Annotated in this window: 15 protein-coding genes; 10 read left to right on the top strand and 5 right to left on the bottom strand. The window is 53.6% G+C overall.

Going from position 1 to position 15523, the window contains the following annotated elements; translation table 11 throughout:
* The first annotated feature begins 22 nt into the window (after positions 1-22).
* From acrB to B9Y90_RS18455, 5 genes are all read left to right on the top strand, one after another.
* Positions 23-3172 carry a multidrug efflux RND transporter permease subunit AcrB gene (gene acrB / locus B9Y90_RS18435; RefSeq protein ID WP_085542131.1) on the top strand — a complete coding sequence of 1050 codons (3150 nt, stop codon included), beginning with the start codon at positions 23-25 and terminating at the stop codon, positions 3170-3172.
* A gap of 564 nt (positions 3173-3736) precedes the next feature.
* The gene (gene tomB, locus B9Y90_RS18440; RefSeq protein ID WP_008460297.1) at positions 3737-4111 is read left to right on the top strand and encodes an Hha toxicity modulator TomB; all 375 of its coding nucleotides are present in this window, start codon (positions 3737-3739) and stop codon (positions 4109-4111) included.
* Positions 4112-4138: 27 nt separating this feature from the next.
* Positions 4139-4354 (top strand): HHA domain-containing protein, encoded by a 216-nt coding sequence (locus B9Y90_RS18445; protein ID WP_008460299.1) that lies wholly within the window; start codon positions 4139-4141, stop codon positions 4352-4354.
* 251 nt (positions 4355-4605) lie between these two features.
* The gene (maa, locus tag B9Y90_RS18450; protein WP_039296002.1) at positions 4606-5157 is read left to right on the top strand and encodes a maltose O-acetyltransferase; all 552 of its coding nucleotides are present in this window, start codon (positions 4606-4608) and stop codon (positions 5155-5157) included.
* 126 nt (positions 5158-5283) lie between these two features.
* Entirely contained in the window at positions 5284-5760 is a 477-nt protein-coding gene (locus tag B9Y90_RS18455; RefSeq protein WP_085542132.1) for a YlaC family protein, read from the top strand.
* A 3-nt stretch (positions 5761-5763) separates the two neighbouring features.
* On the opposite strand, the gene ykgO is transcribed toward B9Y90_RS18455, so the two are convergent.
* The 3 genes from ykgO to B9Y90_RS18470 all read right to left on the bottom strand — a co-directional run bounded on the left by ykgO (position 5764) and on the right by B9Y90_RS18470 (position 8197).
* Entirely contained in the window at positions 5764-5904 is a 141-nt protein-coding gene (ykgO, locus tag B9Y90_RS18460; RefSeq protein WP_003859006.1) for a type B 50S ribosomal protein L36, read from the bottom strand.
* A 3-nt stretch (positions 5905-5907) separates the two neighbouring features.
* The gene (locus B9Y90_RS18465; RefSeq protein WP_008460319.1) at positions 5908-6168 is read right to left on the bottom strand and encodes a type B 50S ribosomal protein L31; all 261 of its coding nucleotides are present in this window, start codon (positions 6166-6168) and stop codon (positions 5908-5910) included.
* A gap of 124 nt (positions 6169-6292) precedes the next feature.
* The gene (locus B9Y90_RS18470; protein WP_085542133.1) at positions 6293-8197 is read right to left on the bottom strand and encodes a methyl-accepting chemotaxis protein; all 1905 of its coding nucleotides are present in this window, start codon (positions 8195-8197) and stop codon (positions 6293-6295) included.
* 379 nt (positions 8198-8576) lie between these two features.
* Here B9Y90_RS18470 and B9Y90_RS18475 point away from each other — a divergent pair, with 379 nt between their 5' ends.
* The 4 genes from B9Y90_RS18475 to B9Y90_RS18490 are packed head-to-tail and all read left to right on the top strand — an operon-like array spanning position 8577 to position 11894.
* Positions 8577-9614, top strand: a complete 1038-nt coding sequence (locus B9Y90_RS18475; protein ID WP_085542134.1) for an isopenicillin N synthase family dioxygenase — start codon at positions 8577-8579, stop codon at positions 9612-9614.
* Positions 9615-9643: 29 nt separating this feature from the next.
* Entirely contained in the window at positions 9644-10450 is an 807-nt protein-coding gene (locus tag B9Y90_RS18480) for a MetQ/NlpA family ABC transporter substrate-binding protein (RefSeq protein WP_085542135.1), read from the top strand.
* Positions 10447-11238: a methionine ABC transporter ATP-binding protein gene (locus tag B9Y90_RS18485; RefSeq protein ID WP_081946150.1), complete on the top strand. Its 792-nt coding sequence runs from the start codon at positions 10447-10449 to the stop codon at positions 11236-11238. Before B9Y90_RS18480 ends, B9Y90_RS18485 begins: the two co-directional genes overlap by 4 nt.
* Positions 11235-11894 (top strand): methionine ABC transporter permease, encoded by a 660-nt coding sequence (locus B9Y90_RS18490; protein WP_176227883.1) that lies wholly within the window; start codon positions 11235-11237, stop codon positions 11892-11894. The genes B9Y90_RS18485 and B9Y90_RS18490 overlap by 4 nt, the downstream gene beginning before the upstream one ends.
* 55 nt (positions 11895-11949) lie before the next feature.
* Here the strand turns inward: B9Y90_RS18490 and B9Y90_RS18495 are convergent, their stop codons facing one another.
* Positions 11950-13320 (bottom strand): PTS transporter subunit EIIC, encoded by a 1371-nt coding sequence (locus tag B9Y90_RS18495; protein ID WP_039296012.1) that lies wholly within the window; start codon positions 13318-13320, stop codon positions 11950-11952.
* 281 nt (positions 13321-13601) lie between these two features.
* On the opposite strand from B9Y90_RS18495, the gene B9Y90_RS18500 reads away from it, so the two are divergent.
* Positions 13602-14801, top strand: a complete 1200-nt coding sequence (locus tag B9Y90_RS18500; protein ID WP_085542137.1) for an enolase C-terminal domain-like protein — start codon at positions 13602-13604, stop codon at positions 14799-14801.
* Here the strand turns inward: B9Y90_RS18500 and B9Y90_RS18505 are convergent.
* Entirely contained in the window at positions 14798-15511 is a 714-nt protein-coding gene (locus B9Y90_RS18505) for a GntR family transcriptional regulator (RefSeq protein WP_039296014.1), read from the bottom strand. The genes B9Y90_RS18500 and B9Y90_RS18505 overlap by 4 nt on opposite strands.
* Positions 15512-15523 lie beyond the last annotated feature (12 nt).

The following is a 15523-nucleotide window of genomic DNA, read 5'->3' on the forward strand; positions in this document are numbered from 1 at the left end:
CTCAAACAGGAGCCGTTAAGACATGTCTAAGTTTTTTATCGATCGCCCCATCTTTGCCTGGGTAATCGCCATCATTATTATGTTGGCGGGTGCGCTTGCGATCATGAAATTGCCTATCGCGCAGTATCCAACGATCGCGCCACCGGCAATTCAGATCTCGGCCAACTACCCGGGTGCAGATGCGAAAACGGTACAGGATTCAGTAACCCAGGTTATCGAACAGAATATGAACGGTATCGATGGCCTGTTATACATGTCCTCTACCAGTGATTCCTCTGGTACCGTTCAAATCACCATTACCTTCGATTCCGGCACCGATGCCGATATCGCACAGGTTCAGGTGCAGAACAAACTTCAGCTGGCCATGCCGCTGCTGCCGCAGGAGGTACAGCAGCAAGGGGTTAGCGTCGAGAAGTCCTCAAGCAGCTTCCTGATGGTGCTCGGTATGATCAGCACCGATGGTTCTATGAACCAGCAGGATATTGCGGACTACGTTGGTGCCACCATTAAAGACCCGGTCAGCCGTACTCACGGCGTAGGTGACGTTCAGCTGTTTGGTGCTCAGTACGCGATGCGTATCTGGATGGATCCGAACAAACTGAACAACTACCAGTTGACGCCGGTGGATGTGATCAACGCTATCAAGGCACAAAACGCCCAGGTAGCCGCAGGCCAGCTCGGTGGGACACCGCCGGTCAAAGGCCAGCAGTTGAACGCCTCCATCATTGCGCAAACCCGTCTGAAATCAGCAGAAGAGTTCAGCAAAATCCTGATGAAAGTGAATCAGGATGGCTCTCGCGTTCTGCTGAAAGACGTGGCAAAAGTTGAGCTGGGCGGCGAAAGCTATGACGTTATCGCTCGCTATAACGGCCAGCCTGCTGCCGGTCTGGGTGTAAAACTGGCTACCGGTGCTAACGCCCTGGATACCGCCGAAGCGGTACGCGCCACGGTAGAAAAACTTCAGCCTTACTTCCCGGCGGGCCTGAAGGTTGTGTATCCGTACGACACCACGCCGTTCGTTAAAATCTCCATTAACGAAGTGGTGAAAACGCTGGTCGAAGCTATCGTGCTGGTGTTCCTGGTAATGTATCTGTTCCTGCAGAACTTCCGGGCAACGCTGATTCCAACCATTGCGGTACCGGTGGTACTGCTGGGCACGTTCGCTATCCTTGCCGCCTTTGGCTACTCGATAAACACCCTGACGATGTTCGGCATGGTGCTGGCGATAGGCCTGTTGGTGGATGACGCCATCGTTGTGGTTGAGAACGTCGAGCGCGTGATGGTAGAAGATGGCCTGCCACCGAAGGAAGCCACGCGCAAATCCATGGGTCAGATTCAGGGCGCGCTGGTCGGTATCGCGATGGTACTGTCTGCGGTATTCGTCCCAATGGCGTTCTTCGGCGGTTCTACCGGTGCCATCTACCGTCAGTTCTCGATTACTATCGTTTCGGCGATGGTGCTGTCAGTACTGGTCGCGATGATCCTGACTCCCGCACTCTGTGCAACCATGCTTAAGCCAATTCCGAAAGGTCATCACGATGACAAGAAAGGGTTCTTCGGCTGGTTCAACAGAATGTTCGACAAGAGCACGCACCACTACACAGACAGCGTCGGTAACATTCTGCGTAGCACAGGTCGTTACCTGCTGCTGTATCTGATGATTGTGGTGGGCATGGCGGTTCTGTTTGTTCGTCTGCCTAGCTCGTTCCTGCCGGATGAGGACCAGGGCGTTCTGTTAGCCATGGCGCAATTGCCAGCGGGGGCAACCCAGGAACGTACGCAGAAAGTGCTGGATGAAGTCACGGATTACTTCCTGACCAAAGAGAAAGCGAACGTTAACTCGGTCTTTACCGTTAACGGCTTCGGCTTCTCTGGTCGTGGTCAGAACACCGGCCTGGCGTTCGTTTCGCTGAAAGACTGGAGTGAACGTTCAGGGGAACAGAACAAGGTTCCGGCTATTGCTGGCCGCGCCATGGGCACCTTCTCGCAGATTAAAGATGCAATGGTGTTTGCCTTTAACCTGCCGGCGATTGTTGAGCTGGGTACCGCAACCGGCTTTGACTTCCAGCTGATTGACCAGGCAAACCTTGGCCACGAGCAGCTCACTCAGGCTCGTAACCAGCTGTTCGGCATGATTGCCCAGCACCCTGACCTGCTGGTTGGCGTGCGTCCGAACGGTCTGGAAGATACACCGCAGTTCAAAATCGATATCGATCAGGAAAAAGCACAGGCGCTGGGGGTATCCATTAGCGATATCAATACCACGCTGGGGGCAGCCTGGGGCGGGAGCTACGTCAATGACTTCATCGACCGCGGCCGCGTGAAGAAAGTGTACGTCATGGCCGAAGCGCCATACCGTATGCTGCCAAGCGATATCGGCAACTGGTACGTGCGTGGCTCTTCCGGCCAGATGGTACCGTTCTCCGCGTTCTCTACCTCACGCTGGGAATACGGTTCGCCGCGTCTGGAACGTTACAATGGCTTGCCGTCCATGGAAATTCTTGGCCAGGCAGCACCGGGTAAAAGTACCGGTGAGGCAATGGACATGATGGAGCAGCTTGCATCGAAACTGCCAACCGGCATTGGCTTTGACTGGACGGGCATGTCCTACCAGGAACGTCTGTCCGGTAACCAGGCCCCTGCCCTGTACGCCATCTCGCTGATTGTGGTGTTCCTGTGTCTGGCGGCGTTGTATGAGAGCTGGTCAATTCCGTTCTCGGTCATGCTGGTTGTTCCGCTTGGCGTATTCGGTGCCCTGCTGGCCGCAACAATGCGCGGCCTCACCAACGACGTTTACTTCCAGGTTGGCCTGCTAACAACCATTGGCCTGTCGGCGAAGAACGCGATACTTATCGTTGAATTCGCCAAAGATCTGATGGAGAAAGAAGGCAAAGGCCTGATTGAAGCAACGCTGGAAGCCGTGCGTATGCGTCTGCGTCCGATTCTGATGACTTCTCTGGCATTTATCCTCGGGGTAATGCCGCTGGTTATCAGTACCGGTGCGGGCAGTGGCGCGCAAAACGCCGTAGGTACCGGTGTAATGGGCGGCATGGTGACCGCGACCGTGCTGGCTATCTTCTTCGTTCCGGTGTTCTTCGTGGTGGTACGCCGCCGCTTCAGCCGCAAGAGTGAAGATATTGAACATGCGCATGCGGTAGAGCATCACCAGTAAGCCGTTCAATCACATAACAAAAGGCCGCGTAATGCGGCCTTTTTTATTAATACAGAAACCGGTTTCAGCATTGTTATTTTGGATTTCTTATTTCCACATTCACTTCTCTCTCCCGCATTATCTTCAACATAAATGCCACCTCATTTCGGAGAAAATAACGCTTAAATGCTCGTTAATCCATGATTAACGAAACAACAAAAACCGAAGTGTTACATTTATTTGGGAATATTCTTACAAATTAACGCCTGGTTTTTAGCCGGATACAGAATAGTCTTATAGATTGATTAACCAGCTGAAAGTTATAAATATTACCCATTATGGGTTAATGTATCCCTGAGAATTTAAGTTAAAATTCATACGAAAGTTTTAATTCACATTTAGTAACGTATTCTCTTTTTTTAACTTAATTGTAATTTTTCGTTAGAGCCGCATGAAATCCAGGCAATATTGATTTATAGTTACAGCACATGTAATAATCGTGGCAACAGTTCTTCACCTCATCAGGTGTGTCCACCCCAACCCGTTGTGTTTATCATTTGGTTTACCGATAAAAGGGGCAGCACTATGGACGAATACTCACCAAAGCGGCACGACATCGCGCAGCTTAAGTTCCTCTGTGAGAGTCTGTATCACGATTGTCTGACCAATCTTGGTGAGAGCAATCATGGGTGGGTTAATGATCCTACATCGGCCATTAATCTACAGTTGAATGAATTGATTGAGCACATTGCTGCATCGGCGCTTAATTATAAGATTAAGTATCCAGATGAGAGCAAATTGATTGAACAGATTGATGAATACCTGGACGATACTTTCATGTTATTTAGCAATTACGGCATTAACGCACAGGACTTGCAGCGGTGGCGTAAATCAGGGAATCGCTTGTTCAGGTGTTTCATCAGTGAGAGTCGCGCTAACCCAGTAAGCCACTCGTTCTAAAAATATTAAAATACTTAAGGCGAATTTATGACTACCAAGCTCACTAAGACCGATTATTTGATGCGCCTGCGGCGTTGTCAGACAATTGATACGCTGGAACGCGTAATAGAAAAAAATAAATATGAATTATCAGATAATGAACTGGCGGTATTTTATTCAGCAGCCGACCACCGTCTTGCAGAACTGACGATGAATAAACTGTATGATAAAATCCCACCTTCAGTGTGGAAATTTATTCGTTAATAGTTGTCTTATTAAATAATATTTAAAATCACATTTTATCTCCTGTTATTGTCTGGTTTGTCTCAGTCGATGTTGCACAGGTTTGGATTAACAGCCGTTAACCAGCCAGCGAAATACCGCAAGCACTCCTCAACGCTAACCTTGCCGCACCGCACTCTGCGACGTGAGGTTCATCACGCTCAGGGAACGATACCCACTCTTTTCTTTCGAAATTCAGGTAGCCTTGCAGGCCACTGAAGAGGGAACCCGTGATGAGTGAAGAAAAGCGTAAAATGATTGCCGGAGAGCTATACCGGCCTGGAGACGAAACCCTGCAGCGAGAAAGCCACAAAGCGCGTCAGCTGCTGCATCGCTACAACCAAAGCTCGCCGGACGAGCAGGCATACCGCGATGAGATCCTCTCCGAGCTGCTTGGCCAGAGCGAAGGGGCTTACATCGAACCCACTTTCCGCTGCGATTACGGCTACAACATCTACCTGGGTAAAAACTTCTACGCCAATTTCGAATGCGTCATGCTGGACCCTTGCCCTATTCGCATTGGTGACAACTGTATGCTGGCGCCCGGCGTACATATTTATACCGCGACCCATCCCCTGGATGCCGAAACAAGAAATAGCGGCGTCGAACTGGGCAAGCCGGTGACAATTGGCAATAACGTCTGGATTGGTGGACGCGCGGTTATTAATCCGGGCGTCACCATTGGCGATAATGTCGTGGTAGGTTCAGGTTCTGTCGTCACCAAAGACATTCCGGCCAACTGCGTTGTCGCGGGCAATCCAGCCCGTATTATTAAGATGCTTTAAGACGGGCAGACCAGTTAACTGTTATGGTTATTTTTGGCTTATCTGTTACTTTTTTGCCTGGCCTGTGGTTCTTAAAATAGTCTGGTCATGCGTACAACCGATAACAGAGAATTTAGAAGGCACACCATGTCAGAAATTCAGCGCCTGCTTACCAATACCATCGAACATCTGAATGAAACTGAAAAGCGCGATAATCGCCCGCGCTTCAGTATCAGTTTTATCCGCAAGCATCCCGGATTGTTTATCGGCATGTATATCGGCTGGTTTGCCACAATGTGGGTAATGCTGGAATCAGAAACCCTGGCGGGCTCAGTATGGCTGCTGGTCGTGCTGTTCGCGCTGATGAACGCGTTTTTCTTCTTTGACGTCAACCCTCGCTACCGCTACAGCGATATTGACGTGCTCGATCTGCGCGTTTGCTATAACGGCGAGTGGTACAACACCCGCAATGTACCCACGGCGCTAATCGATGAAATTCTCAGTTCTCCTGGCGTGGATGAAGAGCAAAAATCGTTGTTACACAAAATGCTCAGCCGAAAAGGGGAACTGTCGTTTTATGACGTTTTTTCACTCACCCGCCAGCAGCCTGCGGGTGAGCGATAACCACTAGCGACGTTTTTTACGTCCCTGCACCGCTTTAAAGCGCGGATTAGATTTGCAAATCACATACAGCCGCCCCTTACGCTTCACAATCTGGCAGTCGGGGTGGCGCTGTTTTGCACTGCGAAGTGAATTCAATACCTGCATCTCTTAAGACTCCTTCCCGCCAAAGAACTTGCCGAAACGCTGCTGGAAGCGCGCCGGGCCGCCTTCATTGACGAAGACTTTCTGTTTGCCGGTGTAATGAGGATGCGAAGCAGAAGAAACTTCGATCGTCACGTAGGGGTAAGTCACCCCATCCAGCTCAATCTCGCGGTCGGTTTTGATCGTCGAGCCCACTTTAAAATATTCATTTACGCTGGTGTCGTGAAACACCACGGTCCGGTAAAACGGATGGATATCGCGCTGCATAAAAATTATTCCGGTATGTTATAACGTAACAATAAAATAAAAGATGATTGGGTAAATTGCAAGCGGGGTTTAAGCGGGAGAAAGGATCAGAAAGAAACGGGCACCGCCTGGGTGCCCGCTGTGGTTAGAGTTTAAATCCAGCGACGACTCGTTCAAGCTGGGTGGATTGTTCCGCCATCGAATGCGAGGCGGAAGAAACTTCCTGGACCAGCGCGGCGTTCTGCTGCGTGGTGCTATCCAGCTGATTAATCGCCAGATTCACCTGCTCAATGCCCGTGCTCTGCTCGCGGCTGGAAGACATAATTTCGGCCATCAGCGTCGTCACGTTACGTACGCCCTGAGTCAGCTCTTCCATCGTGCTGCCAGCCTGAGTAACCAGCTCAGTCCCCAGATTCACATTGCTCACCGAATTTTCGATCAGCGCTTTAATTTCCCGTGCCGATTGCGCGGAGCGTTGAGCCAGGCTGCGAACTTCAGAGGCCACAACCGCAAAACCGCGGCCCTGTTCACCGGCTCGGGCAGCCTCAACGGCGGCGTTGAGTGCCAGGATATTGGTCTGGAAAGCGATGCTGTCAATCACGCTGATAATATCCACCACTTTGCCTGAAGAAGTCTGAATAGCATTCATCGTGCTGACGACCTGCTTCACCACTTCTCCCCCTTTCACCGCCACGCTGGACGCTTCACGCGCCAGCTCGTTGGCATGGGCGGCGTTGTCGGCATTCTGGCGAACGGTGCTGGTCAGCTCCTCCATCGAGGCCGCCGTTTGCTCAATCGAACTGGCCTGATCTTCGGTGCGGGCGGACAGATCCTGGTTGCCCGTCGCAATCTGATGAGAGGCCGAAGAAATGGCTCGGGCGCTGTCCCCCACCTGTCGCAGCATGGTTTGCAGATAACTAATCACGCCGTTAAAACTGTCGATAATGGCGTTAAATTCCGGGCTGCTGGTTGGCTCCAGGCGCTGCGTCAGGTCGGCCCCACCGGCGGAAAGGCGGCTGATGTTGTGGTTAAGATCGCCCAGGCGGCGCATCATATTGCGAACAAACAGCACCAGGATCCCGAGTAAAACGATCGCCATCGGGATCTGCACCATGCCAAGGCGCAGCAGAATCGCGTCCGTTTGTTTGGTCAACAGCGCGGTTGGCAGGTCAACCGCCAGAATCCACGGGCTGCCTTTTACCGTCTGCAAAATAACGGTGTGCGACGTGCCATCGTTATCGTATTCATTCTCACTGCTCTGGCTGGCATTAAAACCGGGCAACATTCCCTGAACCGCTTTCGCCATTGGCAGCGAGCCGCTCAGCTCAGAAAGATTTTTTAAGCCCGCCGTTTTGCCAATCTGATCCGCGTTACCGACGACTTTACCGTCGGCTTCGATGATCAGCACCTGGCCTTTCACCGCCTCGCTCATCTGTTTGGCCAGTTGGTTAAAGAAGCCCAGCGTGACATCGATAGTCGCCACGCCCCACGGCTGCCCCTCTTTGGTAATCGCCATGGCGCAGTTAGTCCTCGGCTGCGGGCTGGCGTCATCCTGGTAGGCGTTTGCCCAGGCACATTGCCCGGCCGGAGAAGCAAGCCCGGCTTTGTACCATACCTGCTCGTAGTAGTTAGGCGCGGCATCCGAGTTCCAGTAGGTGTTTTCTTCCAGTTTATTGCTGCCGTTGCGGGCAAAGAAAGTGCTGAATTTATTGCGCCCCGCCTCGCGTTTTTCAGGCAGAGGCCAGATGCCGCCGCCAAACACGTTCACATCCTGGTACTGATCCACCAGCGTCGGTAATAACTTATTAATATCATCGCTTTGCATCGCAGCCACGGACTGGGTAATGCTGCGCATCTGCGCCTGCACGCGGTTCATCTGCTCGGTGATATTGACCGCCACGTTATCCACTTCGAAGCGAATCAGCTGGGTTTCATTGCGCTTAAGCTGCGGCGTCACAAAAAAGTGAATCACTAGTGAAGTAACCGCAATTAACAACATGAAAAACAAACATAAAGAGGTAATAAATCGGGATTGTGTAGTTTTTAGCATGATGAAGACACCTGGTGGTAGAAAGCGAAACGCTTAGCAACCTCTTCGGCATAAAACCCACAAACTTAACTGCCGTCATAACTTAACTGCCCGTTAACTATTTCTAAATGTAATTAAGCCTCAGTGAAATCCATAAGTTACCGCTATGCGTTGAAATATTTTGCAATGATTAGACTTTTCTCGTTTCCGCAAATGCTTAGAACCCCACCGGGTCATACCTTAGAAGATAACAATATTGGGCGAGGATTTTTGATTACGGCAAGGTAAGCGCTAACGCTACCCGACCGTATTCAGAAGGACATTGCCATGATGCTGTGCCGCTGTTGTGCCGAACTCAACCCGACCGCCTTTTCTAAGACTTTTTTGACCGGAGTAAACTATGAGCACCAATCCTGGCCTGGCACTGCCGATTCTTGACCTGTCCCAGCTTAACGGCAGCGAAACTGACCGTTCTGCCTTCCTCAGCCAGCTGCGCTACGCCGCACGAGAAATTGGCTTTTTCTACCTGATCAACCACGGCATCAGCCCTGACCTGCAGCAGGCGGTCCAGGACGAAGCCCGCAGCTTCTTTGCCCTCCCCGACGATGAAAAACAGCAGGTGGCGATGATCCACTCGCCGCATTTCCGTGGCTACAACCGCGCCGCTAGCGAACTTACCCGCGGCCAGCCCGACTGGCGCGAACAGTTTGACCTCGGCGCAGAACGCCACGCATTGCCACTGGATGAATACGCTCCGGCGTGGCGTCGCCTGCAGGGGCCAAACCTCTGGCCGACCGCCAGACCTGAACTCAAACCCACGCTTTTACAGTGGCAAAGCGAAATGACCGCCGTGGCGTTAAAACTGCTGCGCACCTTTGCCGAAGCCCTGAGCCTGCCGGCCGATGCCTTTGACGACCTGTACGGCAACCTGCCCAACGAGCACATCAAGCTGATTCGCTATCCGGGGCAGTCTGCCACGCAGAGCAGCCAGGGTGTCGGCGCTCACAAAGACTCCGGCTTCCTGAGTTTCCTGCTGCAGGACGATAAAAAAGGCCTGCAGGTAGAAGTCTCACCGGACAACTGGGTCGATGCCCAGCCGCTGCCGGGCAGCTTTGTGGTCAACATTGGCGAGCTGCTGGAGCTGGCCACCAACGGTTACCTGCGAGCCACCATCCACCGCGTGGTCTCTCCGCCTCAGGATGAAGAACGTCTGTCCATCGCGTTCTTCCTGGGCGCACAGCTCAACGCCGTGGTGCCGGTTTATCAGCTCCCGGAAGCGCTGGCCCGCGAAGCTCAGGGGCCAGAAAGCGACCCGCAAAACCCGCTGCTGCGCGACGTGGGCTGGAACTACCTGAAAGGCCGCCTGCGCTCACATCCCGACGTAGCGGAACGTTATTACCCGGATGTCCTTCGTAACAGCAGTGAACTGATCGCTTAATAACACATTAAAATAAAAGGAAAATAACGATGAAAAAGACCGTTTTTAAATTGGCTGGCGTTGCTCTGTCACTGTCTCTGGCTTTTGCGGCACAGGCCGCAGATGTGCTGCGCGTCGCGGCAGACCCGGTTCCGCATGCGGAAATCCTCGCCTTTGTGCAGAAACTCGATCCTAACCTCAAGCTGAAGGTCGTCGAACTGAGCAACGGCGTTAACGCCAACGAACTGCTGGCGAACGGCGACGTCGACGCCAACTACTTCCAGCATGTGCCTTATCTGCGTGACCAGGAGAAAGCGCTCGGCAAGAAATTTGTTGTTGCCGCCACGGTACATATCGAACCGCTGGGCATCTACTCGCACAAATACAACGACCTGAAATCCGTTCCGGAAGGCGCAACCATCGCGGTGCCGAACAACGTCACCAACCTCAGCCGCGCCCTTTACCTGCTCCAGGACAAAGGCCTGATTACCCTCAAACCAGAATTTAAAGACGCCGCCACCAACCAGGCAACGCCCAAAGACATCGCCAGCAACCCGAAGAAGCTGAAGATCCTGGAAGTTGAATCCCCGCAGATCCCCCGCTCGCTGGATGACGTAGGCCTGGGCGTGATCAACGGCAACTATGCGCTCGAAGCTGGACTCAGCCCGGCCAAAGACTCCCTTGGCCTGGAAAGCGCGACCCATAACCCCTACGCCAATATTCTGGTCACCAACCCGAATCTGGAAAACGACCCGCGCATCAAACAGCTGGCGAAAGACCTCGAATCCCCTCAGGTGGCCGAGTTCATTCGCAAGCAGTACAACGGCTCAGTGATCCCGGTAGAGACTAAGTCATGATCGCCCTTGAGCGGCTGAGCAAAGTGTACGCCGGAGAAGGCCGACCGGCGCTGGATGACATTAACCTTGCGATCCCGGATGGTGCCATTTACGGCATTCTGGGCCGCAGCGGTGCCGGGAAAAGTACGCTTATTCGCTGTCTCAACCTGCTGGAGCGGCCTACCTCGGGCCGCATTATCATGAATGACCGGGACATCACCACGTTTAATCAACGCGAGCTTCGCCAGCACCGCCAGCGCACCGGCATGGTGTTCCAGCATTTCAACCTGATTCACGCCCGCAGCGTGGAAGACAACGTTGCCGTGCCGCTGGAAATCTCCGGCACGCCGCGTGAGGCTCGCCAAAAGCGCGTTGCCGAATTGCTCAACCTTGTGGGTCTGAGCGACAAAGCCAAAGCCTTTCCGTCCCAGCTTTCCGGCGGGCAAAAACAGCGCGTAGGCATCGCACGGGCGCTGGCCGCCCACCCGGAAATCCTGCTCTGCGATGAGGCCACCAGCGCGCTGGATCCTGACACGACCGCCTCAATCCTGGCCCTGCTGGCGGACATTAACCGCCAGCTTGGGCTGACGATCGTGCTGATCACCCATCAACTGGAAGTCGTCAAAGCCATTTGCGATCACGCGGCGCTGCTGGAGCACGGCAGGTTAATCGAAAGCGGCCCGCTGTCTGAACGATTAGTGGACCCGTTCTCCAAATTACGCACTTCGCTGCTGCACGATGCAGAAGCCGAACGTGAGTTCTTACGTCGTCACGGCGTGGAAGGGAGAGTTTTATGCGAAGTAGCATGAGTTGGGAAGATCTGTGGCCGCTGCTGCTGGACGGCACCCTCGATACGCTTTACATGGTGGGCCTGGCCGGGCTGTTTACCGTACTGATTGGATTGCCGCTCGGCGTCCTGCTGTTCCTGACTCGCCGGGATGCGGTATTGCCCGCGCCCCGCCTGAATCAGGTACTCGGCAGCATCATTAACGTGGGGCGCTCGTTACCATTTATTGTCCTGCTAATCGCCCTTATTCCGCTGACCCGCATTATCGTCGGTACCACGCTCGGCAGCACCGCCGCGGTGGTGCCCATCACCATCGGCGCCTTCCCCTTCTTCGCCCGCGTGGTCGAAAGCGCGCTGGATGAGGTAGACAAAGGCCGGATTGAAGCCATTCTGTCGATGGGCGGCAACGCCTGGCATGTGGTGAGTAAAGTGCTGCTGCCCGAAGCGCTCCCTGCCATCCTGGCGGGCATCACGCTGACGATAGTCATGCTGATCGGCTTCTCTTCAATGGCCGGTGTTATCGGCGGCGGTGGTCTGGGCGACCTGGCCATTCGTTACGGCTACCAGCGCTTTAACAACCAGGTCATGGTCGGAACCGTCATCATCCTGATTGTAATGGTGCATTTGGTGCAAAGCTTCGGTGACCATTTAGTTCGCCGCCTGGCCCACCGCCGTTAACAGGCATTCAGAACACAATCGGGGCGCGTATTGCAGCCCCGTTTGCGTTTAAGCATTACGCTTTCTCACGCACCAGCACGGTGGTCAGCAGGAAAGAAAGTCCCAGCGCCAGCGCCACGCCCAGCAGGGCAAAGATAAAGTACGGGCCAATATAAGCGGGCAGACTAAAAATGCTCGACAGAATATAGCCGTACAGCCGCACGCCGAAGAATGCGATGAAGGCCGAAGCGACCGAACTGGCAATCGTGGCGGCAATAAACGCTTTCTTGTAGCGGGTTAACACGCCAAACAGCGCCGGTTCGGTAATCCCCAGCAGCGCGGAGATCCCGGCAGAAAGCACGACCGAGCGATCCGCCCTGGACTTGCTCTGCCGCCAGATGGCAAACGTCGCTCCGGCGATAGCCATGTTGGCCATAAACATCATCGGCATCAGCATGTCATAGCCGCGATCGGTAAAGTTCTGCAGCGCGATTGGCGTCATGGCGTGGTGCATCCCGGTCAAAATGGCTATCGGGCGGATCGCGCCTACCACCAGTCCGGCAAAGCTCGCGGAAATCCCGAACAGCCCTTCAATAAACCAGGCCAGCCCTTTCCCCAGATAAATCCCCAACGGGCCAATCACCACCAGCGCCACCAGCGCGGAGATGAATAACGTCAGCGTCGGGGTGAACACCGTTTTCAGCACGTCAGGCATGATGCTGTCCACCCAGCGGTGGATATAGCTCAGCGCCAGCACCGAGAAAATAACCGGGATCACGCTGGAGGCGTAGTTAAACACCGAAACCGGGATCGCATTCAGAAAATAGAAAGCATCCACCGCACCAGCCTGATGCGCAGCCAGCGCTTTCGCCGCTTCAATCAGCGACGGATACATGAAGCAGGCCGCCACCGCCGCCGCGAGGTATTCGTTAGTTTTGAATATTCTGGCTGCCGAGATCGCGAGGAAAAACGGCAGGAAATAAAACACGCCGCTGGCGATGAGATCGATAACGATCACCGTATCGCTTTTGGCCGAGATAAGCTTGAGCGCCACCAGCCCGGCCAGCAGGCCTTTGATCATCCCTGCCCCTGCAATCGCCGGTACAATCGGGCCAAAAACGCCGGAAACCGTGTCCATAAACAGCGACACCAGGCTCTTACGCTCTTTTTTGCCAGCAGAGGCGGCAGGTGCCTCTTTTGCGCCGCCAAGCAGCGCGGTCAGTTGCTCGTACCAGCTGTTCACCTGCGGGCCGATGATTATCTGAAACTGATCGCTTTGCGTCTGCGCGCCCAGCACGCCGGGCAGCTTTTTGATCTCCGGCTGGTTCACTTTATTATCATCAATTAAATCGAAACGCAGACGCGTCATGCAGTGCCAGACTTTATTAATATTATCCGTCCCGCCGACCAGACGAATAATAGAAGCAATGACGTCACGACTCCCCATGAATAACTCCCCGGTGTTGGTTTATTGTTATGTGTTGCTGCCGCCGATGGTAGAGAATCAAAAAATTAAAAACAAACCAATGAAACATGACAAGCGTCACAGATAGCCAAAACAAAAGAACAATAACAACAATTGGTACGGTTTTATCGCCTTTAGAAGTGAAATAACTGACCAATAAAAAAGAGTCAAAAAAAGCGTTTACCGCCGGGGAAAAATAGGGTGATAGTAATAGCAGAACTTAATTCACTGCGTTTATATCAGCCTGACGGTGGAGCTTTCTCGTGCTACCCACAATTATTGAAAATATTGAATGTTTTATTACTAAACCGGACCGACATAACCTGGTCACCGTGCGCGTCACCACCAACAAAGGCGTGACCGGCCTCGGCTGCGCCACTTTCCAGCAGCGGCCGCTGGCGGTAAAATCCCTGGTCGACGAATATCTCAAACCACTGTTAATGGGCCGCGACGCCAACCACATCGAAGACCTGTGGCAGATGATGACCGTCAACGCCTACTGGCGAAACGGCCCGGTCATGAACAACGCCATCGCCGGCGTGGATATGGCGCTGTGGGACATTAAAGGCCAACTGGCGAATATGCCGCTTTACCAGCTTTTAGGCGGCAAATCGAAGGATGCCATTGCGGTTTACAGCCACGCCGCCAGCGAAACGCTCGAAGGGCTCTATCAGGAAGTGGATAAGCTGCTGGCGCAAGGGTACCGTTACATCCGCTGCCAGTTGGGGTTCTACGGCGGCACTCCCCAGAGTATGCATCAGACCAAAGATCCCACGCCCGGCGCGTACTACGACCAGGACGAGTACATGGCAAACACGGTGGAAATGTTCCGCGCGTTGCGTGAGAAATACGGCCACCGCTTCCATATCCTGCACGACGTTCATGAACGGTTATTCCCCCAGCAGGCCATTCAACTGGCGAAAGCACTGGAGCCTTACCAGCCGTGGTTTATCGAGGACATTCTGCCGCCGCAGCAAAGCGCATGGCTGGAGCAGGTGCGCCAACACTCTTCCGTGCCGCTGGCGATGGGCGAACTGTTCAACAACCCGGCGGAATGGCATGACCTGATTGTGAACCGCCGTATCGATTTCATTCGCTGTCACGTATCGCAAATCGGCGGGATCACCCCGGCGTTAAAACTGGCGGTGCTCTGCCAGGCCTTTGGCGTGCGCCTCGCCTGGCACGGGCCACCGGACATGACGCCGATTGCGGTGGCGGTGAATACTCACCTGAACATTCACCTACATAACGCGGCGATTCAGGAGTTTATTCCCGTCAAAGAAAACACCGCCGCCGTGTTCCCAGGTGCTCCATCGGCAGAAAAAGGCTATATGTATCCGCTGGAAAAACCGGGCATTGGCGTGGGCTTTGACCAACAGCAGGCGGAACGCTTCCCGGTGGAGTATCGGCCGCACGAATGGACACAAAGCCGCCTGCCCAACGGCGCGATCCACACGCCTTAAGACGTTTTACGCCGTGCCAGATTAGCGTGATTAAAGGGGATGACGTAGGTGCAGGAATAATTGATATCGACGATATCGCTGATTTCAAACACCCGTCCTCCTTCCAGAATGCCGCGGTTACTGATTTGCATCGCGGGCAGGCCCTTTTTGCATTCGAGCAACTGGGCCTGTTCTTTATTGACCACCACGGCCTGATAGCGGGTCAGCAAATGCGAAATATGAAATCCCTTGCTCAGGACATACTGCTGCAAAGAGCTTTCAATCACCTTCTGGTTGAGATCGGGGAAATCTTTAGCCGGCATGCGCGACGTTTCAATTTGTACTTTTTGGTTATCTACCAGCCGCAGGCGGCAAAACTGCCAGATAAACTCCTCGGCACCGAGGCCAAAAACCTGCTGCTCGTCGCGGTCGGGCAGCTTTTTATGCAGGCTGACCAGCCGAAATGTAATGCGGTCGAAAGATTTTTCGGTAATCGAGTTATACACCAGCGGGCTGTTGCGGGCCTGCTCATTAATCCAGATGCCGGACCCTTGAATAATGGAGACCACGCCAATGCTGACCAGTTTTTCCAGCGCCTGGCGAATCGTGAAGCGCGAAACGCCATATTCTTCAGCCAGCTGCCGCTCCGGGGGCAGTTTGCGCGGGCCAGGCTCGCTGTGCTGATAAATTTTGCTCAGTAAATCCTGGGTCACAAAGTCTTTTTTTTTCATCGCGGGCTCCTA

The sequence above is a fragment of the Cedecea sp. NFIX57 genome (assembly GCF_900177785.1).
Classification (GTDB): domain Bacteria; phylum Pseudomonadota; class Gammaproteobacteria; order Enterobacterales; family Enterobacteriaceae; genus Cedecea; species Cedecea neteri_C.